The sequence below is a fragment of the Stenotrophomonas sp. SAU14A_NAIMI4_5 genome (genome assembly GCF_003086795.1).
In the GTDB taxonomy this organism is placed as follows: Bacteria; Pseudomonadota; Gammaproteobacteria; order Xanthomonadales; family Xanthomonadaceae; genus Stenotrophomonas.
This window is the reverse complement of sequence record NZ_CP026003.1, coordinates 4,115,890-4,140,506: the sequence shown is the minus strand read 5'-3', so window position 1 is coordinate 4,140,506 and position 24,617 is coordinate 4,115,890. Positions and strand designations below refer to the sequence as shown.

Annotated in this window: 18 protein-coding genes; 8 read left to right on the top strand and 10 right to left on the bottom strand. The window is 68.3% G+C overall.

Annotated features, from left to right (window positions below):
- Positions 1-14: 14 nt before the first annotated feature.
- On the bottom strand, positions 15-632 hold the full coding sequence (locus C1925_RS18885) for a DUF4126 domain-containing protein (protein ID WP_108770237.1): 618 nt from the start codon (positions 630-632) through the stop codon (positions 15-17).
- Between the two features lie 181 nt (positions 633-813).
- Here C1925_RS18885 and C1925_RS18880 point away from each other — a divergent pair, with 181 nt between their 5' ends.
- The 5 genes from C1925_RS18880 to ampE all read left to right on the top strand — a co-directional run bounded on the left by C1925_RS18880 (position 814) and on the right by ampE (position 4,497).
- Positions 814-1,557 carry a DUF6776 family protein gene (locus C1925_RS18880; protein WP_108770236.1) on the top strand — a complete coding sequence of 248 codons (744 nt, stop codon included), beginning with the start codon at positions 814-816 and terminating at the stop codon, positions 1,555-1,557.
- Positions 1,558-1,561: 4 nt separating this feature from the next.
- Positions 1,562-2,029, top strand: coding sequence for a polymer-forming cytoskeletal protein (locus tag C1925_RS18875; protein WP_108770235.1), 468 nt, complete (start codon positions 1,562-1,564; stop codon positions 2,027-2,029).
- Positions 2,030-2,060: 31 nt separating this feature from the next.
- A complete protein-coding gene (gene erpA / locus C1925_RS18870; RefSeq protein WP_079223859.1) occupies positions 2,061-2,453 on the top strand; it encodes an iron-sulfur cluster insertion protein ErpA in 393 nt (130 codons plus the stop codon).
- A gap of 106 nt (positions 2,454-2,559) precedes the next feature.
- On the top strand, positions 2,560-3,465 hold the full coding sequence (gene nudC / locus C1925_RS18865; RefSeq protein WP_108770234.1) for an NAD(+) diphosphatase: 906 nt from the start codon (positions 2,560-2,562) through the stop codon (positions 3,463-3,465).
- A gap of 144 nt (positions 3,466-3,609) precedes the next feature.
- Positions 3,610-4,497: a regulatory signaling modulator protein AmpE gene (gene ampE / locus C1925_RS18860; protein ID WP_108770233.1), complete on the top strand. Its 888-nt coding sequence runs from the start codon at positions 3,610-3,612 to the stop codon at positions 4,495-4,497.
- Between the two features lie 88 nt (positions 4,498-4,585).
- Here ampE and C1925_RS18855 read toward each other — a convergent pair whose 3' ends face one another.
- From C1925_RS18855 to C1925_RS18815, 9 genes are all read right to left on the bottom strand, one after another.
- A complete protein-coding gene (locus C1925_RS18855; protein WP_108770232.1) occupies positions 4,586-5,011 on the bottom strand; it encodes a DUF2752 domain-containing protein in 426 nt (141 codons plus the stop codon).
- Positions 5,011-5,379: a CD225/dispanin family protein gene (locus C1925_RS18850; protein ID WP_108770231.1), complete on the bottom strand. Its 369-nt coding sequence runs from the start codon at positions 5,377-5,379 to the stop codon at positions 5,011-5,013. The genes C1925_RS18855 and C1925_RS18850 overlap by 1 nt, the downstream gene beginning before the upstream one ends.
- Positions 5,380-5,497: 118 nt before the next feature.
- A complete protein-coding gene (locus C1925_RS18845) occupies positions 5,498-7,387 on the bottom strand; it encodes an MFS transporter (protein WP_108770230.1) in 1,890 nt (629 codons plus the stop codon).
- A gap of 101 nt (positions 7,388-7,488) precedes the next feature.
- Positions 7,489-8,283 carry an SDR family oxidoreductase gene (locus C1925_RS18840; protein ID WP_108770229.1) on the bottom strand — a complete coding sequence of 265 codons (795 nt, stop codon included), beginning with the start codon at positions 8,281-8,283 and terminating at the stop codon, positions 7,489-7,491.
- A 195-nt stretch (positions 8,284-8,478) separates the two neighbouring features.
- A complete protein-coding gene (gene yccS, locus C1925_RS18835; RefSeq protein ID WP_108770228.1) occupies positions 8,479-10,659 on the bottom strand; it encodes a YccS family putative transporter in 2,181 nt (726 codons plus the stop codon).
- Positions 10,660-10,913: 254 nt separating this feature from the next.
- On the bottom strand, positions 10,914-12,971 hold the full coding sequence (locus tag C1925_RS18830) for a TonB-dependent receptor (RefSeq protein ID WP_108770227.1): 2,058 nt from the start codon (positions 12,969-12,971) through the stop codon (positions 10,914-10,916).
- 319 nt (positions 12,972-13,290) lie between these two features.
- Complete coding sequence (locus C1925_RS18825; protein WP_108770226.1) at positions 13,291-16,413, bottom strand: efflux RND transporter permease subunit; 3,123 nt, start codon at positions 16,411-16,413, stop codon at positions 13,291-13,293.
- Positions 16,414-16,444: 31 nt separating this feature from the next.
- On the bottom strand, positions 16,445-19,678 hold the full coding sequence (locus C1925_RS18820) for an efflux RND transporter permease subunit (protein ID WP_108770225.1): 3,234 nt from the start codon (positions 19,676-19,678) through the stop codon (positions 16,445-16,447).
- A gap of 74 nt (positions 19,679-19,752) precedes the next feature.
- Entirely contained in the window at positions 19,753-20,994 is a 1,242-nt protein-coding gene (locus tag C1925_RS18815) for an efflux RND transporter periplasmic adaptor subunit (protein WP_108770224.1), read from the bottom strand.
- A gap of 187 nt (positions 20,995-21,181) precedes the next feature.
- On the opposite strand from C1925_RS18815, the gene C1925_RS18810 reads away from it, so the two are divergent.
- The 3 genes from C1925_RS18810 to C1925_RS18800 all read left to right on the top strand — a co-directional run bounded on the left by C1925_RS18810 (position 21,182) and on the right by C1925_RS18800 (position 24,571).
- Entirely contained in the window at positions 21,182-22,501 is a 1,320-nt protein-coding gene (locus C1925_RS18810) for a M20 family metallopeptidase (protein ID WP_108770223.1), read from the top strand.
- 616 nt (positions 22,502-23,117) lie between these two features.
- A complete protein-coding gene (gene queF, locus C1925_RS18805; protein WP_108770222.1) occupies positions 23,118-23,936 on the top strand; it encodes an NADPH-dependent 7-cyano-7-deazaguanine reductase QueF in 819 nt (272 codons plus the stop codon).
- 344 nt (positions 23,937-24,280) lie between these two features.
- On the top strand, positions 24,281-24,571 hold the full coding sequence (locus tag C1925_RS18800) for a LysM peptidoglycan-binding domain-containing protein (protein WP_108770221.1): 291 nt from the start codon (positions 24,281-24,283) through the stop codon (positions 24,569-24,571).
- The last annotated feature ends 46 nt before the right edge of the window (positions 24,572-24,617 follow it).

The window sequence follows — 24,617 nt, the reverse complement described above, 5'->3', positions numbered from 1 at the left end:
GCCAAGCCCGACGTTCAACCGGTGCGCGGCTGGCCTGATGCGGCCGTACCGCCAGCGCGTGCAAGCCATCGCACGCCCTTCCACAACGTGCGCCAGACCAGCCACACCAGCAGGGCGCCGGCCAGGCTGCAGGCCAGCACCACGACCAGGGCGATCCAGGGATGGGCCAGTGCCAGCGCCAGGCCGCCGACCACCACGGTGTCCTCGGCGACAGAGGCGACCCAGTTGCTGGCCGGTTCCGGCGAGGTGTTGAGCAGGGCACGGGTGCCGGCCTTCAGGCCGTGGCTGGCCAAGGCGACGCCGGCGCCGGCCAGCAGGGTGCCGGTGCCGAGCTGACCATCGGGCGAGAGCGTGGCGGCAGCCAGGAAGGCGCCCGCCGGTACCCGCGCCAGGGTGTGGATGAGATCCCAGATGGAATCGACCCCGGGGATCTTGTCGGCGAAGAATTCGGCAATGGCCAGCGCCGCCGAGGTGCCCAGCACCCACCACGATTCGGTGGCCTGCAGGGCCGGGGGCAGGTCGACCCAGCCGAGCAGGCCGGCCAGGCCGACGCCGAACACGGTGAGGTAGACGCGGATGCCGGCCAGCCAGGCCAGCAGGATGCCGATCACGAACAGGTGGGCTTCGGTCATGGCGGGGGGCTCCGGCGACGGAACTGTGCGGGGTGCCACACTATCGACGATGACGTGGCTGAACACCACCGGCCCCTGGCGGCCGGCACCGGGGAAAGCCCCCGTTCCTGTCATACACTAGCCCGTCGTTTGCTACAGGGGCCGTGCTGGTGTCGCCATTGCGAGTCCACGGAGACTACCCATGAACAACCGCCCATCCATGCGCGTACAGGTCCGACTGCCCGGTTCCAAGCCGCAGCCGCTCGACCGTCGCCGCCTGCTGGTCATCGGTGGCATCTGGCTGCTCAGCCTGGTGCTGGCGGTGCTGGGCGGCTGCTGGCTGGGCGCGCCGCGCGATGCCCAGGGGCAGCGCCTGCAGGCCGCCGAGAAGCGCGCCGACACGGTGCAGTCGCAGCTGACCGAGCTGCGCCAGAAGCAGGCCACGCTGGAAGCCTCCGACCGCATCAGCCGCGCCGCCAACACCGAGGTGCAGTCCTCGCTGGCCGAGCGCGATGAAGAGATCGCCGGCCTGCGCGCCGACGTGGCCTTCTATGAGCGCCTGGTCGGCTCGACCAGCCAGCGCAAGGGCCTGAACACCCATTCGATCGAGTTCAGCGCCGAATCGGCTGGCACCTGGCAGTACGCCGTGGTGCTGACCCAGAACCTCAACCGCGGGGCCATCAGCCAGGGGCAGATGCGCTTCACCGTGGAAGGCGTGAAGAACGGCAAGCTGGCCACGATCAGCTGGGATGAGCTGCACCAGCGCAGCAAGGTGCCGGGACAGGATTACTCCTTCCGGTACTTCCAGCAGCTTACCGGCAGTGTGATGCTGCCGACGGACTTCACCCCGCAACGGGTGAGGGTGACACTGGGGAGTGGTGCAGGGGGCACCACGCAGGTATTCGACTGGAAACAGGCCGGCGCACCGGCCAGCAAAGGGGAGTAGGCAGATGTTCGGAAACAGCAAATCCAGCCGTGATGGCCAGTTGGTGGTGGATGCCCTGATCGGCAACCAGGTGGTGATCCGCGGTGATGTGGAATTCAGTGGTGGCCTGTATGTGGAAGGCCGCATCCATGGCAAGGTGATCGCCCAGGAAGGCGCCAGCGGCGCGACGTTGACCCTGGCCGAGCATGGCGTCATCGAGGGCGAGATCCGCGCCCAGGTGGTGGTCATCAGCGGCCGCCTGGACGGTGACGTGCACGCCACCGAAAAGGTGGAACTGACCCCGAGCGCGCGGGTGAACGGCAACGTCCACTACCAGGTGGTGGAAATGAACGCGGGCGCCCAGCTGAATGGCCGCCTGATCCACGCCAGCAGCCCGGTTGCGGCCCTGCCGGCGCCGGAAGGCGAGGGCGAAGCGGCCGAAGGCAAGGGCGGCACCGCCGCGCGCCGCAAGCTGGCCGAGGCGATGGCTTGAAAGCCATCCCCGGCACCCCCATGCTGAGGCCATGAGCACGCTAGTTTCCCTGCCCGGCGCCACGCCGGCCGCCGCTCCCGACTACCAGTCGCTGGAGCGGCCGCTGAACTTCACCGAATCGGCCGCGGCCAAGGTGAAGGAACTGATCCAGGACGAGGGCAACCCCGACCTGTCTTTGCGCGTGTACATCGAGGGCGGTGGCTGTTCCGGGTTCCAGTACGGGTTCGAGTTCGACGAGAACCGCGCCGAGGACGACCTGGCGGTGCAGACCAGCGGGGTCACCCTGCTGGTCGACCCACTCAGCCTGCAGTACCTGATGGGCGCCGAGGTGGATTACACCGAGAGCCTGACCGGTGCGCAGTTCGTGATCCGCAACCCGAACGCGAAGACCACCTGCGGCTGCGGCAGCAGCTTCAGCATGTAATGCCGGGCGCGGGGCCGATGCCCTGCGCCACCGTTGTGCGCAACGCCGACTGATTGCGCACATCCCCGACCTTGCCACCTGCGGCAATTGGCGGCAGGCTTGTCGGATGCCCAATACTCCTTCGCCGCTTTCCGGTTTCGCCTTCGTGGCGGAGCCGCTCGAGCGCGCCGATGCCCTGCGCGATGATGCCGATGCCCTGGCACGCCTGTGGCCGGATGCGCGCATTCTTGTCCTGGACCAGGACGGCACCGCCTTCACCGGTGATGACGACCAGCCGGTCGCGCTGACCGGCGCCGACATCGGCGGTGGCCCCGGTTCGGCCATCTTCCTCGGCCTGCGCGCGGGCCAGGCCTGGTTCTCCGTCGAAGCTGCCAACGTCACCCAGAGCGCACCGCGCCGACTCGACCTGCGCCAGGCCGCGCTGCTGTGGAGCGTGGCCGAAGCCACCGCCTTCAGCTATGCCCGCGGCATGTCCTACTGGCATTCGCGCACGCGCTTCTGCGGCGTGTGCGGTGGTGCGGTGGCCTTCGCCCGCGGCGGCTTCGTCGGCCGCTGCGCGCAGTGCGCCACCGAGCATTACCCGCGCGTCGACCCGGCGGTGATCGTGGCCGTGGAAAACCAGGGCCGCCTGCTGCTGGGCCGCCAGTCCAACTGGGCGCCGCGCCGCTATTCGGTGTTGGCCGGCTTCGTCGAACCTGGCGAGACCTTCGAGCAGACCGTCGCGCGCGAGGTGCATGAGGAGAGCAAGGTGCGGGTGACGTCCTGCCAGTACCTGGGCTCGCAGCCGTGGCCGTTCCCCGGCGCGTTGATGGTGGGTTTCCGCGCGCAGGCGCAGGACGACGTGCCGACCGTCGATGGCGAGCTGGAAGACGCACGCTGGTTCACCGCCGAAGAGGTGGGGGCGGCGCTGGCGCGTGATGTCGAGGACGATGGTGAAGGCATCCGCCTGTCGCCGCCGATCTCGATCTCGCGCGGCCTGATCGAACACTGGTACCGGCAGCAGCAGGGCTGATCCCTGCGGCTGTGCCGGCGTGCGCGGGCGGCAGCATTGCCGCCACCTGAACACGCGTCGGGTTACAGTCCGGTTCACCGCTGAACGCGCCGCTGCGACAGGTAAGGTAGCGGCGCAGAACGCTTGTTCGTAGGGAGACCTGCCATGTTCACCACCCTGGTCGCCGTGTTGGTGGCGCTGGCCCTGGGCCACGTTGCCCCGGCCGCTGCCGCCTCGCTGCGCCGTTTCGACGGCTTCCGGCGCTGGCTGGGCTGGTTGGACGGGCATGGCGGACGGGCATGGCAGGGAGCGGCCGGCGTGGCGCTGGCGATCGTGCCGCCGCTGTTGCTGATGGCCCTGCTGGCCTGGCTGCTGCGCGGGGTGCTGTTCGGCCTGCCCGGCCTGCTGCTGGGCGTGGCGGTGCTGGCCTGGTGCTGGGGCCCGCGCGATCTGGACCGCGATATCGAAGCGATCATCGACGCCGACGACGCGGCGAGCCGGCAGGCGGCGGTGCGGCACCTGCAGGCCGCCGGTGGCAGCCTGCGCGAGGACGTGCCCTCGCTGGTCGAGGCGACCGTTCTCAACGCACTGCGGCGCTGGTTCGCGGTGCTGTTCTGGTTCCTGCTGCTGGGCCCGGTCGGTGCCCTGGGCTATCGCCTGCTGGCGCTGACGGCCGAGAGCCCGATGCGCGCGCGGGTACCGGTGGAGCCGCTGGCGCTGGCGCAGCGCCTGCTGGCCTGGATCGAATGGCCGGTGGCCCAGCTGATGGCATTCTCGATGGCGCTGGTCGGCAACTTCGACACGGCGTGGAAGGCATGGCGTCAGGCCCATGGCGAGCGACTGGCCGGTGACATCGGCTTCCTCGGTGCGGTGGCGCGGGCCAGCGTGAATGCCGAGCTGCGCGAAGAAGCGCATGACTACACCGATGCGGGCCTGTTGCCGGTGTGGCAGCGGCTGCCGGACCTGCGCGATGCGATGAGCCTGGTGTGGCGGATGCTGCTGCTGTGGCTGGCAGTGCTGGCGCTGCTGGTGATTGCTGGCTGGGTGACGTAGATCCACGCCATGCGTGGATGCCTTCTGCGTGGATGGGGTCAGAGCCCTTTGCTGCGCAAAGGGATCCGACCCCTTCATCCGACCCCTGCTATCCCGCCAGCGGCGCCAGTGACGTGAAAGGTGGCCAGGGAAGATTGCGCGCGATCCAGAACGCGGGCAGCAGGATCAACCAGAACGTGGGTCTGCCCAGCAGCTGCATCAGCGGCTGCAGCCAGCGCGGGCGATAGCCCATCCACCAGGCCATGGCCAGCGGCAGCAGGGCCACCAGCATCACCAGCAGCGGGTTCATCGACCACGCCGTGGCCAGGTCGCCATGCAGCAGTGCATGCGCGCAGCGGGTGCCGCCGCAGCCGACGCAGTAGAAGCCGGTGACGGCACGGAAGGCGCAGGCGGGGAACGGGCTGTCGACGCCGCTGGGGTCAATCCGGTACAGCAACCACGCGCCTCCGCCGGCGAGTGCGACCGCCGGCGGAAGTGCGAGCCAGCTCCAGCGCGGGAGCTGGAGGCGATGCATCAGCGGCTGCTTTCCAGCTGGCGCTGGAACTGCTGCATCTGTTCCATGTAGCCGCCGACACCCATCGTCGCCAGCGAGATGATCCAGACCAGGAAGCCCAGGGCGAGCAGGCCGGCGGTCACCCACATCCAGATCTTGGCGTTGCGCGAAGCGGCCTGTGCAGCGGTGATGTCACCTGCCGCCAGCGCCTTGCTGGTCTTGCTGCCGAAGACGATGGCCACGATGCCGGTGCCGATGCCCACGATGCTGACGCACGACAGGCAGCAGACGATGAACGATGCGACCGTCAGGATGATCGACGGCGTCATGTAGGTGGGGATCGGGGCTGCCGGCGTCTGCGGCGCGATGGGCGGCTGCGGAGTGCTCATGGATCTTTCCTTGAAGAGGGTGGGCGCGCAATCTTGGCACTACCTGACACCGGTCGTCCATCGCGGGCCGGTGCCGAAACCGTCGTCCGGGCCCGGCAATACGGGCCCGGATGGCGGCTCACGCGTGGTCGCCGCGCAGGGCGCGGACCTGCGTTTCCAGCGTCGGCGCATCGGTGCTGTGGCCATCCACGGGCGCGGCGGCCACCACCTGCACCGTCGCGCGGAAACGCCGCGGCACGCGCATGCGGCCCAGGCGCGTGTCGCGCCGGCTCCACATGCTTGACCACATGCCACGCAGCGCCATCGGCACCACCGGCACCGGACGGCGCTCCAGGATCTTCTCCACGCCGGATTTGAACGGCGCCATCGTGCCGTCCTTGGTCAGCGCACCTTCGGGGAAGATGCAGACCAGTTCGCCTTCGGCCAACGCTGCATCGATCTCGTCGAACGCGCGCTGCATCAGCGCCGGATCTTCGCGTGCACCGGCAATGGGAATGGCCTTGGCGGTGCGGAAGATCCAGCTCAGTACCGGGATGTTGAAGATCCTGTAGTACATGACGAAGCGCACCGGGCGCGGGATCGTCGCCGACAGGATCAGCGCGTCCATGTAGCTGACATGGTTGCAGACCAGCAGCGCGGCGCCTTCGTCGGGCACGTTGGCTTCGATGCCGTGCGGGCGCAGCCGGTACAGCGTGCGCACCATCACCCAGCTGAGGAAGCGCATCAGGAATTCGGGGACGATGGTGAAGATGTAGATCGCCACGATGGCATTGGCGATGGCCAGGGCCAGGAACTGCTGCGGAATGGACCAGTGCAGCAGCTGGTGCGCGGCCAGCGACAGCAGTGCAGCAGCGACGATGAAGCCGGAGTTCTGGATGTTCAGCGCAGCGAACACGCGCGACATCTGTGCCTTCGGCGTGCGGCTCTGGATCAGCGCGAACAGCGGCACCACGAACACGCCGGTGAACAGGCCGATGCCGATCAGGTCGATGACGATGCGCACGCTGCCCGGCTGCTGCAGGAAGGCCAGTACGCCCAGGTTCTGCACGGTCGCCTCGCCGGTGCGGGCGAAGTACAGGTCCAGCAGGAAGGCGGTCATGCCGAACGCGCCCAGCGGCACCAGGCCGATTTCCACCGTGCGCGCCGACAGCTTCTCGCACAGCAGCGAGCCGATGCCGGTGCCGACCGAGAACAGCGCCAGCGCGAACAGGTACAGCTTGGGCTCGCCGCCGAGGTTGACCAATGCGTAGTTGGGCAGCTGCGAGGTCAGCACGGTGCCGACGAACCAGAACCAGGACACGCCGAGGATGGCGTTGCGCACCGCCTTCTGCTGCCGCGCCATGCGCAGCACCACCAGCGACTCGGGCAGCGGGTTCCAGTTGATCTTCAGGTCCGGATCGCCGGCATCGACGCGCGGAATCATCCGTGCGGCGAGGTTGCCGCAGATCGCCAGCGCGATGACCGCCGTTGCCGCCACGACCGGGCCGTGGCTGCCGGCCAGCAGGAACACCGAGCCGCCGATGATCATGCCGGACAGGATCGAGATCGAGGTGCCCATTTCGACCAGGCCGTTGCCGCCGGTCAGTTCCTCCGGCTTCAGCACCGAGGGCAGCACCGAATATTTGACCGGCCCGAACAGGGTCGACTGCATGCCGGTGCAGAACAGCGCCACCAGCAGGAAGGGCAGGTTCTCGGTGATGAAGCCGATGGCCGCCAGCGACATGATCACGATCTCCATGGTGGTGGTGATCACGATCAGCCGCGATTTTTCCAGTTTGTCGGCGATCTGCCCGGCCAGGGCGGAGAACAGGAAGTAGGGCAGGATGAAGATGGCCGGTGCCAGCGTGGTGTACAGCGAGCGCTGCTCGTCCGATACGCCCAGGTAGAACAACAGGCCGATGATGGCTTGCCGGTACACGTTGTCGTTGAAGGCGCCCAGCGCCTGCACGATGAAGAACGGCAGGAAGCGGCGCTGGCGCAGCAGGGCAAACTGGTTGTGACCGGACATGTAACCTCCTTGACCGGCGCAGCCTAGCATCCCTGCCTGTCAGGCAGGGATGCGGTAGGTGCGGACCGTTGGTCCGCACACCTCAGCCACCCCACCAACGCTCACACGATATCGTCGACCACGCCACCATCCACGCGCAGGGCGGCGCCGGACGTGGCCGAGGCCTGCGCCGACGCCAGGTAGACCACCATGTTGGCCACTTCCTCGACGGTGGCCGCGCGCTGGATCACCGAGGCGGGGCGGTGGGCCATGACGAATTCACGGCCGATCTGCTCCAGCGGCTTGCCGCTGCGTGCGCGTTCTTCCTCGAACATTGCCGCGAAGCCGTCGGACAGGGTTGGGCCGGGCAGCACCGCATTGACGGTGACGCCGCTGCCGGCCACGCGCTTGGCCAAGCCGCGCGACAGCGACAGCTGGGCGGTCTTGCTGACCCCGTAATGGATCATGTCGGCCGGAATGTTGCGCGCCGATTCGGAGGAAATGAACAGTACCCGGCCCCAACCGGCATCGACCATGGCCGGCAGCAGGGCGCGGGCCAGGCGCACGCCGGACATCACGTTGGTCTGCCAGTAGCGCTCCCAGGTGGCGTCGTCGGTGTCGAAGAAGTCCTGCGGGCCGAAGATGCCGGCGTTGTTGACCAGGATGTCGATCTTCGGCAGGCCGGCCAGCAGGGTCTCCACGCCGGCCGCGTCGGAGAGGTCGGCGGCCACGCCGATCACCTCGGCGCCGGGCACGGCGGCCAGCAGGCGCTGGCGTGCGCGCTCGGTGCTGTCGACGCTGCGGCCGTTGATGACCACCGTGGCACCGGCGGTGGCCAGGCCCTCGGCGATGGCCAGGCCGATGCCGGCGGTGGAAGCGGTGACCAGCGCAGTGCGGCCGCCCAGTTCGATCTTCATGGGGAACATCCAGCAACGGAGGGATGAACCAGTATCAACCCGGCGCTGTGATCGGGATGCAGCGCCAGCTGCAACACAATGGTGCGGCATTGGTAGGTGCGGACCGTTGGTCCGCACGAACAGCCCCGGTAGGTGCGGACCGTTGGTCCGCACGAACAGCCCCGGTAGGTGCGGACCGTTGGTCCGCACGGCTCCTCAGGTCAACGTCGCCACCGCCTGGTTCGCCGCCGCGCGCACCTTCGGCAGCAGCCGCAGCACCAGCGCCATCTGCGTGCGGATCAGCTGCAGCTTCGGCGGCATCGCTTCTTCAATCTGTTCCAGCTCGGCGGCCACCGCGCGGTCGGCATCGTTGTCCTCCTCGCTCACCGGCTGCCGCGCAGTCAGGGCGGTGGCCAGCTGCTGCAGGGCCTTGCGCACGCGTTCACCGGCGGCCAGGGCCAGCGGGTCGCCCGCGTAGCTGTCCACCTGGTCGCGGTGCGCGCCCAGCGCCGACAGATGGCCGAGCAACGTGTTGGACAGGGCCAGGAAGTGGAAGCCGGCATCGAGGTTGCGGCGCACGTGGCCGGGCTCGCGCAGCATGTTCGACAGCGCCGTGGACAGCGCTGCGTCGGCGTTGTGCATGTCGCGGCGGGCGATGCGGTAGGCGAGGTCGTCGCGCATGCCGCTGCGGTACTGGCCCAGCACCGAATCGAGGTAGCGCGAGGCCGTGTCCAGCACGCGGGCCAGCACCAGGTGCAGCTGCCGGCCCTGCCAGTCGGGCAGGATCAGGAACGCAGCCGCCGCGGCGATGGCACAGCCCAGTACCGTGTCGACCATGCGCGGCACGATCAGCACGAAGCCATCGCCGATCAGGTTGAAGCAGGTCAGCGCCATCACCGTGATCGCCGCCGAGGCCACCAGGTAGCGGTCGGTGCGGTTGTAGAAGAACAACAGCGCCGACAGCAGGGCGATCAGCAGCTGCACGTGCAGCTGCGGGAACAGCTGCAGCAGCGCCCAGGTCAGCACCAGGCCGGCGAGGGTGCCGACCACGCGCTGGGCCAGGCGCTGGCGGGTGGCGCCGAAGTTGGGCCGGCACACGAAGACGATGGTCAGCAGCACCCACGAGCCGTGCTGCGCGTCGAACAGGCGGATGGCGAGGAAGCCGGCGACCAGCGCCACCGCCATGCGCAGGCCGTGGCGGAACAGCACCGAGCCCGGCGTGAGCTGCTGGCGGATGCGCACGCCCATTTCGCGCAGGGTATGCGGGTTGCTGTCGCGCAGGCGCGTATCGACGTTGTCCAGGCTGGCCTCGGAACGCTCGGCATCGAGCAGGCGACGCTCGATGCTGCGCAGGTTGTGCACCAGCAGGTCGAGCGAGCCGAGCAGGCGCTGCCACTGCGGGCGCTGCTGGTCACGCAGGTAGGCCAGCGCATCGGCCAGGTCACGGCCGGCCTGCTGGTTGCTTTCGCCGTACACGAACGGGCGGCGCAGGCGGATCGCCTCGCCCAGGCGCGCGCAGGCCTGGCCCTGCAGGTCGAGCAGGCGCTGGCAGCGGTACAGCACATCGCTGTGGAAGAACGCATCGACCAGCGCGCTGTAGGGATAGTGCGAGGAGCTGGCGCGTTCGTGGAAATCCTGCGCCATGTAGTACAGGCGCAGGTACAGGCCGGAATTGACGCCCGGCCGGCCGGAGCGGCCGAAGCGGGCGAGGATCGCGGCCTTGGCTTCGTTCAGTGCCCCGACCACGCGGCGGTTCTGTTCGGCCAGGTCCAGCTGGCGGCGCTGCAGGTCGGCTTCGCGCACCGGCTCGAACAGGGTGGCCTTCAGCTGCAGGTAGCGGCCCAGTTCCACGTACAGGCGGGCTACGCGCTCGCGCACCGGGCGGTTGGCGAACAGCGCGGTCCACAGGATCGACAGCAGGCCGTACCAGACCGCGCCGATCAGCAGGTGGCTGGCCGCTTCCACGGCGCGGGTCAGGTCGCCGGCGCCGCCGTGCTGCTCCAGGCCGATCATGGTGTAGATGGCCAGGGTCACCGTGGCCTGGGCGATGGATGCGTAGCGTTCGCCCAGCGCACCCAGCAGGGTCAGGCAGAACGTGGACAGCGCCAATGCGCCGATGAACACCCACGGCAGCGGGAACAGCCAGATGACCGAGGCGGCCGCGATGCAGAAGCACAGCAGCGACAGCAGCACGGCCTTGGTCCGGCCCCACCAGTTGTCATCGGTCTCGGCGATGGCGCTGGCGATGATGCCGAGGAACACGCCGGGCAGCGCCGGCAGCGCGTCCAGGTGCCAGCACACGCCCAGCGCGGTGGTCAGGGCGATGAAGACGCGCAGGCCATAGCTGGCCTTTTCGTGGGCCCACAGGCGGCTGAAGCGGGATTCGCGGGTGGACATGCAGGCTCGGGGGGCGGGATGCCCCCCATTATTGCGGTGTGGGCGTGAAATGGGGGGGCGATGTGCGGACCAACGGTCCGCACCCACCCATCTTCAGCAGCCGATGTGCGGACCAACGGTCCGCACCCACCCATCTTCAGCAGCCGATGTGCGGACCAACGGTCCGCACCCACCCATCTTCAGCAGCCTATGTGCGGACCAACGGTCCGCACCCACCGAGGTGGTCCGCACCCACCGGGTTGGGTAGCGCCGGGTTACATCTCCCAGCGCACGCTCACCGCGAAGGTGCGCGGCAGGCCGACGCCCGCGTTCGACCAGTACTTGCGGTTGCCCAGGTTCTCCACGCTGGCGCGCAGGATGACCGGATGGCCCGAGGCGACCAGGTGGTAGCCCACGCCGGCGTTGACCAGGGTGTAGTCGGGCAGCTTCAGGGTGTTGTCGGCGTCGTACCAGACATCGCCGTAGTAGCGCACGGCGGCATAGGCTTCCAGCCCGTCCACCCACGGCAGCTGGTAGTTGGCATGCAGCACGCCGCTCCAGCGGGCCGCGCCGGCGGTGCGGTTGCCTTCCTGCGAGGCGCTGGCCGGGGACAGCTTGTCGTAGGTCGGGTCCAGCCAGGTCACGCCGCCGCCGACGGTCAGCGCATCGCTCAGGTGCACATCGGCGCTGGCTTCCACGCCTTCATACAGGGTGATGCCATCCTGCACGAGGAACTTGCCGGCATCGGTCAGCAGGTCGATGTTGGCGCCGCGTTCCAGCCGGAACGCCGCCACGTTTGCATTCCAGCGCGCTGCTTCGACCTTGGCGCCGATCTCGTACTGCTTGCTGATGGTCGGGTCGAGCACATCGCCGGCATTGATGTAGGTGTTGCCGACGCGGCTGCCGGCTTCCAGCGATTCGATGTAGCTGGCGTACAGGGTCACGGCGTCGCTGGGCTTGTACATCACCGCGTAGGTCGGGGTGACCGGGTAGGTGTGGTAGCTGCCCTTGGTCTCGAAGTCGTTGTAGCGCCAGCCGGCCAGCACCGACCAGCCGCCGCCGAAATCGATGGTGTCGCTGGCGAAGACCGCCTGCTGTACGGTCTCATCGCCACGGCTGAGTACGCGCGAGCCCACCGCGTCGTGGCGGATGTCCGAACGCTGGTAGAGGTTGGCGCGGCCGATGGTGTTCCACTCGTAGGGGCGGTCCCAGCCCAGCCCGGTCTGGTGGCTGACGCCGGCCACCAGCTGGTGCTGCAGCGGGCCGGTGCGGAAGCTGCCCTGCACCAGTGCCTGGGCCAGCTTCCACTCGCTCTTGCCACCCAGCTCGTACACGTTCACGTCGTAGTCGCCGTTCACATCGTCGATGTAGGCGAAGATCTTGTTGACGTCGTTCCACGAGGTGGTGACGCCGTAGCTCAGGCTGGCCTTCCAGTCACTGTTGATCTGCCAGTTCAGCGCGGTCGACAGCAGGCTGGAGCGGGTGTCGTAGTAGGTGCCCGGCACGCTGTTGTCGACGTCACCGGCGATCGGGCGCGGCAGCGAGGTCAGGCCGATGAAGTAGTACTGCGGCGATTCCTCGCTGAGGTCACGCGACTGGAACACGCCATCGAAGGTCCAGGTGAGTGCATCGCTCAGGCGTGCGTCCAGCGACAGCGCACCGACCTTGCGGTCGACGTGGCCGCCGTTGAAGGTCTCGCCCTTTTCCTGGTACGCGTTGAAGCGGTAGCCGAACATCTGCTCGTTGCCGAAGCGGCCGCCGACATCCACGCCGCCGTTGACGATGCCTTGCTCGCGCCAGCCCAGCTGGGCGCTGAAGGTGGGCACGTCGGTCGGCTTCTTGGTGATGTAGTTGACGATGCCGCCCGGTGCGCCGAAGCCGTACAGGAAGCCGCCGGGGCCCTTCAGCAGGTCGACCTGCTCCATCACTTCCAGCGGCCATTCGGTACCCCACGAGGAGACCTGCAGGCCGTTGACGCGGTAGCTGTCGTAGTTCAGGTCGATGCCGCGGTTGCGGATCGGCGAGCTCCAGCCGCTGGCGTAGGCGCTGACCTGGGTGGTGACCGACGGGTCGAACAGGAAGACTTCGCCCAGCGAAACGACCTGGCGCTGCTCGATCTGCTCGCGGCCGACGGCGGTGATGGCGAACGGGGTATCGCGCAGGGCGCGGTCGCCGAGGGCGCCGGCTTCGGTATGGGTGCGTTCGGCGGTGACCTTGATCGCATCCAGGTCGGTGGCACTGCGGGTGTCGGCCGGGGCTTCGGCGTGGGCGCCACAGGCGGCGGACAGGGCCATGGCCAGCACGGCCAGGCGGGGGGAACGGGTGGGCAGCATCAGTGGGGGATCCTTCGCGGACAGCACACGACCGTCCGCGGTGGCGGAAGGGAAGGGGTCGATGGCTGGGATCACGCAGGCGTGCCGGCAAGCGGCAGCGGGGCGTCGCTGGGGGAGGCGGCGCAGGACCGTAGCTGGATGAGAATTGTTCTCTTTTCGTTACGGCCCGTCAAATGGCGTGCGGACCAACGGTCCGCACCCACCAGGGGCATGAGGCGTGCGGACCAACGGTCCGCACCCACCAGGGGCATGAGGCGTGCGGACCAACGGTCCGCACCCACCAGAACCGGTAGTGCCGGCCGCTGGCCGGCACCTCCCGTCACGCGCGCTGCGCGCGCTTCAGCAGCTTTGCTTCGCGCCTGCGCGCGCGGCGTGCCCGCCAGCGTTCTGCCAGGCACGAGAAGATCACGTACAGCGCCGGGGTGCTCAGCAGGGTCAGGCTCTGCGAGAACAGCAGGCCGCCGATCATCGCGATACCCAGCGGACGGCGCAGCTCCGAGCCCTCGCCGAGGCCGATCGCCAGCGGCACCGCCGCCAGGATCGCCACCATGGTGGTCATCATGATCGGGCGGAAGCGCACGATGCTGGCCTCGCGTGCCGCCTCGCGCGGCGCCAGGCCGTGCTCGCGCTGCGCCACCAGGGCGAAGTCGATCATCATGATCGCGTTCTTCTTGACGATGCCGATCAGCAGCACCAGCGCGATCATCGAGATGACCGACAGTTCGGTGTTGGTGCCGAACAGCGCCAGCAGTGCGCCCACGCCGGCCGCCGGCAGGGTCGACAGGATCGTCACCGGGTGGATCAGGCTTTCGTACAGCATGCCCAGCACCAGGTACACGGTCAGGATCGCCGCCATCACCAGGATCAGCATGTCGCTGGGGTCGGAACTGAAGCCGAAGCCCGCATCGTCGGCCAGGCGGATGTCGCCCGGCATGCGCATGCCCGCCACCGTTGAATCGATGATGGCCTTGGCCTCGCCGGCGCTGACGCCGGGTGCGAGGTTGTAGCTCAGGTCCATCGTCGTGTACTGGTTTTCATGGGTGATCTGCGACGGCGCCAGCCCCGGGGCCTGGCGGGCCACCGCGGTGATCGGCACCATTTCGCCGCTGCGTGCCTTCACGTACACCTCGTCCAGCGCCGCCGGCGTGGCGGTCTGCGACGGCAGCGCGTTGACCACCACGCTGTACTGGTTGATGTCCGAGTAGATCGTGGAGATCTGGCGCTGGCCGAAGGCACCGTACAGCGCACCATCGATGGCACCCACGCTGATGCCCAGGCGCGCGGCCTTGGCGCGGTCGATCTCGATGTTCTGGCGCAGCCCGGCGTTGTCGACGTCGGTGCCGACGTCACGCAGCTTCGGGTTCTTCTTCAGCGCCGCCTGCAGCTTGGGCAGCCACTCCTGCAGCGCGGCCAGGTCGTTGCCCTGCAGCGAGATGCGGTACTGCGCGCCCTGGCTGTTGCCGCCGCCGTCGTTGCTGGGCAGGTCCTGGATCGCGCGCAGGCGCAGCTGCAGGTCGGGGTAGCGGTCGGCCTTGGCACTCAGGCGGGCCAGCGCATGCGCGGTGGTCTCGCGGCGGCCGTCCTTGCGCGATTTCAGCTCGACGTTGAACTGCGCGCTGGAGCCCTGGCGGCCGCTGCCCAGGCGCACGCCCACGGTCTTCACCGCCGGGTCGGCCATCAGCATGTCGGTGATGCGGCGCTGGCGGGCCACCATGTCCTCGAAGGACACCGTGGCGCTGGAGTTGGCGCGGCCCCAGATCAGGCCGGTATCCTGCGGCGGGAACGCGCCCTTCTTCACCGCACCGAACAGGAAGATGGTGACGCCGATCAGGATCAGCGGGGTGAGCGAGAGCAGCAGCGCATGGCGCAGCGAGAAGTCCAGGAACACCGTGTAGATGCGCAGCATGCGGTCATGCCCGGCATCGAGCCAGCGGCCGAAGCGCGACGGTGCGGCGGTGTGGTCGTGCGCGCTGAGGAAGCGGCTGCACAGCGCCGGGGTCAGCGTCAGCGAGACGATCATCGAGACCACGATGGCCGCCACCAGGGTGACGGTGAACTCGCGGAAGAACGCGCCCATCATGCCGCTGGCGAACAGCAGCGGGATGAATACCGCCACCAGCGAGGCGGTGATCGAGACGATGGTGAAGCCGATCTCGCGCGCACCGGTGAAGGCCGCCTGCATGCGCGGCATGCCTTCGTCGAGGTGGCGCATGATGTTCTCGATCACCACGATCGCATCGTCCACCACGAAGCCGATCGCGATCACCAGCGCCAGCAGGCTCAGGTTGTTGAGGGTGAAGCCCAGCGCGTACATCACCAGCGCGGCGCCGGCCAGCGACAGTGGCACGGTCACGGCGGCGATCAGGGTAGGTGCCAGCCGGCGCAGGAACAGCGCCATGGTCAGCACCACCATCGCCAGGCTGATCAGCAGGGTGATCTGCACTTCATGCAGCGACGAGCGGATGGTCGGCGTACGGTCGAAGTACGGCGTCATCGTGGTGCCGGGCTGCAGGTAGTCGCGCAGGCCGGGAATCTGCGCCTTCACCCGGTCCACGGTTTCGACGATGTTGGCGCCGGCGCGGGTGAACACGTACATCACCACGGCCGGTTTGTGGTTGAACCACGCGGCCTGGTAGGCATCCTGCTGGCCGTCGTAGACGTTGGCGATGTCCTTCAGGCGGATCACCCGGCCATCGCCCTGGGTCTTGACCACCAGTTCGGCGAAATCGGCGGCACGGGCCACCGAATCGTTGGCGATGATCGCCGTGGTGGAATTGCCGTCGCTGAGGAAGCCGGTGGGCGAGGTCACGTTGGCCGCACGCACGGCGTTGCGCAGGTCATCGGCGGTCAGGCCGAGGGCGTTCATCAGGCGCAGGTTGACGTCCACGCGCACGGCCGGCGTCGACGCACCGGCGATGTCCACCGAGGCCACGCCGCTGATCTGGCGGATGCGCTGGGCCAGCAGCGAATCGGCGACGTTGTACAGCTCGTCGGCCGACTGCGTCTGCGAGGTCAGGGCGATGGCGATGACCGGGTCGTCGTTCGGGTTCGCCTTCTGGTACATCGGCGAACCCAGCCCCGAGGGCAGGTCGGCCTGTGCCGAATTGATCGCGGTCTGCACGTCCAGCGCGGCCGAATCGATGTTGCGGTCGGACTGGAAGATCATGAACACCAGCGAGCTGCCTTCCGAGCTCGACGAGCGCATGCGGTCGATGCCCGGCAGCTGGCCGAGATGGCGCTCCAGCGGCGCGGTCACCGTGGACGCCATGGTCGCCGCATCCGCGCCGGCCTGGTTGGCATGCACGAAGATCACCGGGATCTCGATGTTCGGCAGTGCCGACACGCCCAGCCGCAGATAGCAGATCACGCCGATCATGAACAGGCCGACGGCCAGCAGCGCGGTGCCGATCGGGCGGCGGATGAAGGGGCCGGACAGGTTCATCGTGCGGCCCCCCGCAGCAGCGGGGCGTGGATCATGCCTGCGGCTCCTGCAGCGTGCCGTCGCGCAGGGCGCGCTGCTCGCGGCGGCGTGCCATCCACTCCGAGAAGCGCTCCATGTACAGGTAGATCACCGGCGTGGTGTACAGCGTGACCAGCTGCGAGAGCAGCAGGCCGCCGACGATGGCGATGCCCAGCGGACGTCGCAGCTCCGAACCGATGCCGGTGCCCAGTGCCAGCGGCAGCGCGCCGAGCATGGCCGCGGCGGTGGTCATCATGATCGGGCGGAAGCGCAGCAGGCAGGCGCGGCGGATCGCTTCATGCGCGTTGGCACCGGCACGGCGCGCCTCGATGGCGAAGTCCACCATCATGATGCCGTTCTTCTTGACGATGCCGATGAGCAGCACGATGCCGACGATGCCGTCCACCGACAGGCTCAGGCCGCACACCATCAGCGCCAGCAGCGCGCCGACGCCGGCCGGCGGCAGGGTCGAGATGATCGTGATCGGGTGGATGTAGCTCTCGTACAGCACGCCCAGCACGATGTAGATGACCACCAGCGAAGCGAGCAGCAGCCACACCACGTCGGTCTGGCTGCCGGTGAACTCGGCCGCCTTGCCGATGAACTCGGCATGCAGGTGGGCCGGCATGTCCAGGCTGTCCTTGGTCTCTTCGATGGCCTTGACCGCATCGGACAGCGAGTAGCCCGGGGCGATGTTGAAGGACACCGTCACCGCCGGCAGCTGCTGCTGGTGGCTGACCACCAGCGGCGCGCTGGTGACCTTGCTGTCGGCCAGCGCCGACAGCGGGATGATGTTGCCCGCACCGACGGTGATGCCGGTGTTCTGCGCGCCGATGCCGGTGGCGGTGGACGAGTTGGACGAGGTGACCTGGCCGAAGCTGGTGGCGTTGGTGCCGGTCAGTGCGCCGGCACCGTTGGAGGCCACGGCCAGCTGTTCCATCAGCGCGGTGCTGGTGCGGAACTCCGGTGCGACTTCCAGCACGACGCGGTACTGGTTGAGCTCGGTGAAGATGGTCGAGATCTGGCGCTGGCCGAACGCATCGTAGAGCGTGTCATCGATGGTCTGCATCGGCACGCCCAGCACGCTGGCCTTGTCGCGGTCGATGTTCAGTTCCAGGGCGCGGCCCTGGTTGGACAGGTTGTTGTCGACGTCGGCCAGTTCCGGGCGCTTGCGCAGCGCCTCGGTCAGGCGCGTGGCCTGGGTGGCCACGGTGGCCGAATCCACGTCGGACAGCGAGTACTGGTACTCGGTGGCGGCCACGCGGGTATCCAGGGTCACGTCCTGCACCGGCTTCAGGTACAGGGCCACGCCGGGAATGCCGGCCACGGCCTTCTGCAGGCGCGGCAGGATCTCATCCAGGCCGTCACGCTCGCCACGTTCCTTCAGCACGATCGACAGCTGGCCCTGGTTGAGCGTGGGGTTCATGCTGCCGGCGCCGATGAAGGCCGACACACCGGTCACGTCCGGGTCCTGGCGCAGGGCTTCGGCCACCTGCTTGGTGCGCTGCTCCATCTGCGGGAAGGCGATGTTCTGGTCGGCCTGGACCACGCCGGTGATCAGGCCGGTGTCCTGTTCGGGCAGCAGGCCCTTGGGAATCAGCACGTACAGCAGCACGGTCAGCACCAGAGCGCCGCCGGCCACGGCCAGGGTCAGGCGCTGGTGGCCCAGCACCCAGTCCAGGCTGTGCTCGTACAGGCCCACGGTGCGCGTCCACAGGTTCTGCTTGCCTGCCGCCGCTGCCCGCTCATGCGCGTCCTCGCCCTCGGGCAGGGCGTCGGGCTTGAGCAGGTAGGCGCACATCATCGGGGTCAGCGTCAGCGAGATCAGCATCGACAGCACGACCGCGATGCTCAGCACCCAGGCGAACTCATGGAACAGGCGGCCGGTGACGCCGGGCATCAGCAGCAGCGGCAGGAACACCGCCACCAGCGACACGGTCAGCGACAGCACGGTGAAGCCGATCTGGCGCGCACCGATCTCGGCCGCTTCCTTGCCACTCTTGCCCTGCTCGATGTAGCGGACGATGTTCTCGATCATCACGATCGCATCGTCGACCACGAAGCCGGTGGCCACCACCAGCGCCATCAGCGAAAGGTTGTCCAGCGACATGCCGGCGAAGGCCATCACCGCGAAGGTGCCGGCCAGTGACAGCGGCACCGCCACCGACGGAATGATGGTGGCCCAGAAACGCCGCAGGAACACGAAGATGACCGCCACCACCAGGCCGATGGTGAGGATCAGGGTGAACTGCACTTCATGCACCGAGGCGCGGATGGTCTCGGTACGGTCGTTGAAGACTTCCAGATGCACGTCGGCCGGCAGCACGCCCTGCAGCTGCGGCAGGATCGCGCGGATGCGCTCGACGGTCTGCACGATGTTGGCGCCCGGCTGGCGGCGCACTTCCAGCAGCACGGCCGGCTTGCCGTTGGCCCAGGCGGCCAGCTGGTCGTTCTCCACGCCATCGACCACGTCGGCCACGTCGGACAACCGCACCGGGCGGCCGTTCTTGTAGCTGATGATGGTGTCGCGGTATTCGGCGGCGCTGGCCAGCTGGTCGTTGGTGCCGATGCTGTAGGACTGGGTCTTGCCGTTCAACGAACCCTTGGGCGCATTGACGTTGGCCTGGGTGAGCGCGCTGCGCAGCTCCTCCATGGTCAGGCCCATGTTCGACAGCTGCGCCGGGTTGACCTGGATGCGCACGGCCGGGCGCACGTTGCCGGCGATCGAAACCAGGCCCACGCCCTGCACCTGCGACAGGCGCTGGGCGAGGATCGAGTCGGCGTAGTTGTTGACGTCACGCAGCGGGCGCGTGTCCGAGGTCAGCTTCAGGGTGACGATGGCCGCGTCGGCCGGGTTCACCCGGTTGTAGACCGGCTGGTACGGCAGCGAGGAGGGCAGGGTGGCCTGGCGGATCGCCGCCTGCACGTCCTGCGCGGCGATGTCGATGTCGCGGTCCATCGAGAACTGCAGGATGATCGTCGACAACCCCGCCGAGGAATCGGAGGTCATCAGTTCCAGCCCGGAGATCTGCCCGAACTGGCGCTCCAGCGGCGTGGTCACCAGCGAAGCCATGGTGGTCGCGTTGGCACCCGGGTACTGGGTGGTGACCACCAGGCTGGGCGCATCGATTTCCGGCAGCGCCGACACCGGCAGCTTGCGGTAACCGAGGATGCCCAGCAGCAACAGACCCGCCATCAACAGCGAGGTAGCGATGGGACGGCGGATGAAGATCGTCGAAAAGCCCACGGACTGATCCTTGCTGGCGCTTCAATGGCAGCGCCGGCTGCGAGGCCGGCGCGAAAGGAAAGGGTGGCCTGCGCTCAGCGCGGGCCGCCACCACGACGGCCACCGCCGCCACTCTTCTGTTCGGCGGCCTTCAGTTCGGCCTCGGTCGGCGCGGCCGGGGTCTCGCCCGGCTTCAGCGCGGTCACCTTGCTGCCCGGCTTCAGGCGGAACTGGCCTTCGCTGACCACGCGCTCGCCGCCCTTCAGGCCTTCGGCGATCTGCACCTGGCTGTCGCCCACTTCCACGCCGCTGCGCACGGTCTGCATCTTCACCGTGTTGTCGCCCTGCACGACATAGACGTACTCGCCGTCCGGGCCGCGCAGCACCGCCTGGGTGGGGATGACCACGCCGCCGCCGATCGTGCGCAGCTGCATGCGCACGTTGACGAACTGGCCCGGCCACAGGCCGTTGTCGGTGTTGTCGAAGATCGCGCGGGCCTTGAAGGTGCCGCTATCGGCGCTGATCAGGTTGTCGACCACGTCCAGCTTGCCGTCACCGGACAGCACGTGCGAATCGGCGCGGTCCAGCGCGGCCACCGGCACGGCGCCGGCGTTCTGCGCCTGGCGCACGTCGCCGAGCTGGCGCTCGGGCAGGTTGAACAGCACGTGGATCGGGTGGATCTGGGTGAGGGTGACCAGCGCGGTACCGGCGCTGACCACGTTGCCGGCGTCGACCGCGCGGATGCCGGCGATGCCCGAGATCGGCGCGGTGATGCGGGTGTACTGCAGCTGCACCTGCGCGGCACGCGCGCTGGCTTCGTTGGCGGCCACTGCGCTTTCGTACTGTGCCACTTGATTTCGCTGTGTATCCAGATCGGTCTTGGCGACGAACTGGCGGTACTCCGGCGCGTTGGAGCGCTGGTAGTTGGAACGCGCGGTGGCCAGCAGCGCTTCGTTCTGGCGCTTGGCGGCCACGGCCTGGTCGTAGCTGGCCTGGGCGCTGCGCGGGTCGATCTGTGCCAGCAGGTCACCCTGCTTCACTTCCTGGCCCTCGCGGAAATTGATGCTCATCAGCTGGCCGCCGACCTGCGGGCTGACCGTGACGGTGTTCATCGCGGTGACCGTGCCCAGCGCGCTGGCATACACCGGCACGTCCTGGCGCGTCGCATCGACCACGGTCACCGGCACCGGGCCGGCATCGGGATCCTCGCCGCCCTGGCGCGCGCCTGCGGCCTGGCCACCGGCCTTGTCCTTGCCGCCACCGAGGACGCGTACGCCCACCACCGCCAGCACCAGCACTGCCACGACCAGCAGCACGATCTTCCAAACACGTGACATTCAAGGACTCCAAGAGGGCTGGACGGGGCGGACCCCGGGTGGCAATGCGCAAAGCATACCTGCGGCCCGCTACGTTTCCTGCATGACGTATGGGACGGGCGCTAAGACCGGGCGCGGCGAAGGAGGTTCCCGTGGGGGGCGGTGTTGGCCTACATTCAGGTGCAGACCCCTTCCGTGGAGACCCCCGATGCGCCGTTCCCTGCTGCTGTCCGCCCTGCTGCTGGCCCTGCCGGCCCTTGCCCACGCCCAGCAGGCCGAGCGCCCGGAGGTGACAGCCGCCGCGCAGCGCCTGCAGGCTCAGGTGGTGGAGTGGCGGCGTGACTTCCACGCGCATCCGGAGCTGTCCAACCGCGAGGAGCGCACCTCGGCCGAAGTCGCCAAGCGCCTGCGCGCGATGGGCCTGAAGCCGAAGACCGGCATCGCCCACCACGGCGTGGTGGCGATCATCGAAGGCGGCAAGCCCGGCCCGAAGATCGCCCTGCGCGCGGACATGGATGCGTTGCCGGTGACCGAACAGACCGGCCTGCCGTTCGCCTCCAAGGCCACCGCGCAGTACCGCGGGCAGACCGTGGGCGTGATGCATGCCTGCGGCCACGATGCGCACACCGCCACCTTGCTGGGCGTGGCGCAGGCGCTGGTGGCGATGAAGAAGGACCTGCCGGGCCAGGTGATGCTGATCTTCCAGCCCTCCGAAGAAGGCGCGCCGCCGCCGGAAGAGGGCGGTGCCGCGCTGATGCTGAAGGAAGGGCTGTTTGCCGACTTCAAGCCGGAAGCGGTGTTCGGCCTGCATGTGTTCTCCAGCGTGCAGGCGGGCCAGATCGCGGTGCGCGGCGGCCCGCTGATGGCGGCGTCGGATCGCTTCGGCATCAAGGTGATCGGCCGCCAGACCCATGGCTCGGCGCCGTGGAACGGGGTGGACCCGATCGTGGCCACCGCCGACCTGATCGGCACCGCGCAGACCATCGTCAGCCGCCGTACCAACCTGTCCAAGCAGCCGGCGGTGGTGACCTTCGGCGCGATCAACGGTGGCATCCGCTACAACATCATTCCCGATGAAGTGGAGATGGTCGGCACCATCCGCACTTTCGACGAGGGCATGCGCCAGCAGATCTTCGCCGACCTGCGCAACGTGGCCGAGCACACCGCGGCCGCGCACGGTGCGAAGGCGGTGACCGACATCTACGAGTCGGAAGGCAACCCGGCGACGGTGAACGACCCGGCGCTGACCGCGAAGATGCTGCCGAGCCTGCAGGCGGTGGTGGGCAAGGACAATGTGTACGAGCCGCCGCTGCAGATGGGTGCGGAGGATTTTTCGCTGTACGCGAAGGAAGTGCCGGGCATGTTCTTCTTCGTCGGTTCGACCAGCGTGGGCATCGATCCGGCGACGGCGCCGGCGAATCATTCGCCGAAGTTCCTGCTGGATGAGAAGGCGCTGGATGTCGGGTTCCGGGCGTTGATGCAGGTGAGCCTGGATTACTTGAACGGTGCTGGCACTCCTGCGGGGTGAGGGTTTACCGGCAGGGCTTGCAGCCCTGCACCCGCTTCAAGCCACGGCAACGTCAAAGGCAGAAGCGGGCTTTCCGTGGGATGGCGGGGTGGGTCCGGTTGAGGGGGACGCCGTAAACCCCCCTCCGGGGTCCGGCCCAGCCGCTGGCGGCTGTGCGTTCGGGCGCTTGCGAAGCAGTGCTTCGCAAGCAAAGCGCCCTCACCCATGGGGGCTTGGTCGCCGCATCCATGCGGCTCACACCCCCTCAACCGGACCCACCCCGCCTTCGACAGACTTCCGCGATCTGTCGGAACGGCCTTCTGCTTTGGTGGGTGCCGACCGTTGGTCGGCACGGCAGGCGTCATGAACGTCTGATGGATCGGCTTTTGTTTTTGATTTTCCTGATCTTTCCCGTGGTGGCGCGGGGAACTGTCCGTGGCCGGGAGGGTGGGTTGGCTGGGGGCGTGAGCCGCATGGATGCGGCGACCGAGCTTACATGGACGTACTTGCAGCGTCCCCCAGCCAACCCACCCTCCCGGCCAACCCCGAGATCCAGCACGCCCACACCCACCACGGAGGGGCTCCGCCGTTGGCCGACCCGGCCGAAGGCCCACCCCCGCGCGATACAATGCGCCCCATGAACACCCCCCAGGACTCCAGCCTCGGTCGCGAGGTCAGTTATCCGTCGCAGTACGATCCCGGCCTGCTGTTTCCCATCCCCCGCATCGGCGCCCGCGCCGAGATCGGCCTCGATGACGCCGCGCTGCCGTTCGTCGGCCACGACCGCTGGCACGCCTTCGAACTGAGCTGGCTCGACCCGCGCGGCAAGCCGCAGGTGGCCGTGGCCACCGTGCAGGTGCCGTGCACCTCGCCGCGGTTGATCGAATCGAAGTCGTTCAAGCTGTACCTCAATTCCCTCAACAGCACCCGCGTCGACAACGCCGAGGCACTGCGCGAGCGCCTGGTGGCTGACCTGTCGGCCTGCGCGGGTGCGCCGGTACAGGTGCAGTTCGGCCTGCCGCCGCTGGTCGAGGCGCCGCTGGGCGAATCGATCGACAGCCTGGACGTGGAGATCGACTGCTACGGCCCGCCGCAGGCGGACTACCTCGCCGCCGATGCCGGCCAGGTGGTGGAGGAGACCCTGGTCTCGTCCCTGCTGAAATCCAATTGCCCGGTCACCGGCCAGCCGGACTGGGCCACGGTCAGCGTTCGCTACCGCGGCCCGAAGATCGACCACGCCGGCCTGCTGCGTTATCTGGTCAGCTACCGCGAGCACGCCGAGTTCCACGAGCAGTGCGTGGAGCGCATCTTCAGCGAGGTGTCCGCACGCTGCCAGCCGCAGTGGCTGGAAGTGGAAGCGCGCTACACCCGCCGCGGCGGCCTGGACATCAACCCCTGGCGTGCCAGCCATGGCATTGCCGGCCCGGCCGCGACCTTCCGCGAGCTGCGCCAGTAACCGCCGCAGGCGGTTACGGGTAGCGCCGGGCCACGCCCGGCGAGCGAAGCGGCCAGCGCCAAAAGCCGCCGGGCACGGCCCGGCGCTACCGGAGTTCGCCGGCGGTTACGGGTAGCGCCGGGCCACGCCCGGCGAGCGAAGCGGCCAGAGCCAAAGCCGCCGGGCACGGCCCGGCGCTACCACGGTTCTCCGGCGGTCACAGGTAGTGCCGGCCGCTGGCCGGCAACCGCAGCGGCCCGATTGTTCAGCTGCCCACCCGCCCGGCTTCACATCCGCACCATCCCCATTTAACAACCTCCATGTCACCGTGCCATCCACGTAGTCATGCAGACGGGAGTGTGTGGATGAGCACCGAGAAGAAAGCCGATTTCTCCGGCGTCACCGCCAGCGTCGACAGTACCGCCGAGAAGGTTCCCAAGGCGGACTTCTCCGGCGTTACGGCCTCGGTGGACAGCACGGCCGAGCGCGTCGGCGGTACCTACACCGTGCAGAAGGGCGATTCGCTGTCGAAGATCGCCAAGCAGCACCTGGGCGATGCCAATGCCTGGAAAAAGATCTTCGAGGCCAACCGCGATGTCCTCGACGACCCGGACAAGATCTTTCCGGGCCAGACCCTGAAGCTGCCGCCGAAGTAAGCCGGCCCGCGCCGTCTGGCGCACCCAGGCCGACCGACAATCCCTG

Excerpts from the sequence above, each read along its gene's own strand:
- C1925_RS18885 (WP_108770237.1), bottom strand. The coding sequence starts at position 632 with ATGACCGAAGCCCACCTGTTCGTGATCGGCATCCTGCTGGCCTGGCTG.
- C1925_RS18880 (WP_108770236.1), top strand. The coding sequence starts at position 814 with ATGAACAACCGCCCATCCATGCGCGTACAGGTCCGACTGCCCGGTTCC.
- C1925_RS18875 (WP_108770235.1), top strand. The coding sequence starts at position 1,562 with ATGTTCGGAAACAGCAAATCCAGCCGTGATGGCCAGTTGGTGGTGGAT.
- erpA (WP_079223859.1), top strand. The coding sequence starts at position 2,061 with ATGAGCACGCTAGTTTCCCTGCCCGGCGCCACGCCGGCCGCCGCTCCC.
- nudC (WP_108770234.1), top strand. The coding sequence starts at position 2,560 with ATGCCCAATACTCCTTCGCCGCTTTCCGGTTTCGCCTTCGTGGCGGAG.
- ampE (WP_108770233.1), top strand. The coding sequence starts at position 3,610 with ATGTTCACCACCCTGGTCGCCGTGTTGGTGGCGCTGGCCCTGGGCCAC.
- C1925_RS18855 (WP_108770232.1), bottom strand. The coding sequence starts at position 5,011 with ATGCATCGCCTCCAGCTCCCGCGCTGGAGCTGGCTCGCACTTCCGCCG.
- C1925_RS18850 (WP_108770231.1), bottom strand. The coding sequence starts at position 5,379 with ATGAGCACTCCGCAGCCGCCCATCGCGCCGCAGACGCCGGCAGCCCCG.
- C1925_RS18845 (WP_108770230.1), bottom strand. The coding sequence starts at position 7,387 with ATGTCCGGTCACAACCAGTTTGCCCTGCTGCGCCAGCGCCGCTTCCTG.
- C1925_RS18840 (WP_108770229.1), bottom strand. The coding sequence starts at position 8,283 with ATGAAGATCGAACTGGGCGGCCGCACTGCGCTGGTCACCGCTTCCACC.
- yccS (WP_108770228.1), bottom strand. The coding sequence starts at position 10,659 with ATGTCCACCCGCGAATCCCGCTTCAGCCGCCTGTGGGCCCACGAAAAG.
- C1925_RS18830 (WP_108770227.1), bottom strand. The coding sequence starts at position 12,971 with ATGCTGCCCACCCGTTCCCCCCGCCTGGCCGTGCTGGCCATGGCCCTG.
- C1925_RS18825 (WP_108770226.1), bottom strand. The coding sequence starts at position 16,413 with ATGAACCTGTCCGGCCCCTTCATCCGCCGCCCGATCGGCACCGCGCTG.
- C1925_RS18815 (WP_108770224.1), bottom strand. The coding sequence starts at position 20,994 with ATGTCACGTGTTTGGAAGATCGTGCTGCTGGTCGTGGCAGTGCTGGTG.
- C1925_RS18810 (WP_108770223.1), top strand. The coding sequence starts at position 21,182 with ATGCGCCGTTCCCTGCTGCTGTCCGCCCTGCTGCTGGCCCTGCCGGCC.
- queF (WP_108770222.1), top strand. The coding sequence starts at position 23,118 with ATGAACACCCCCCAGGACTCCAGCCTCGGTCGCGAGGTCAGTTATCCG.
- C1925_RS18800 (WP_108770221.1), top strand. The coding sequence starts at position 24,281 with ATGAGCACCGAGAAGAAAGCCGATTTCTCCGGCGTCACCGCCAGCGTC.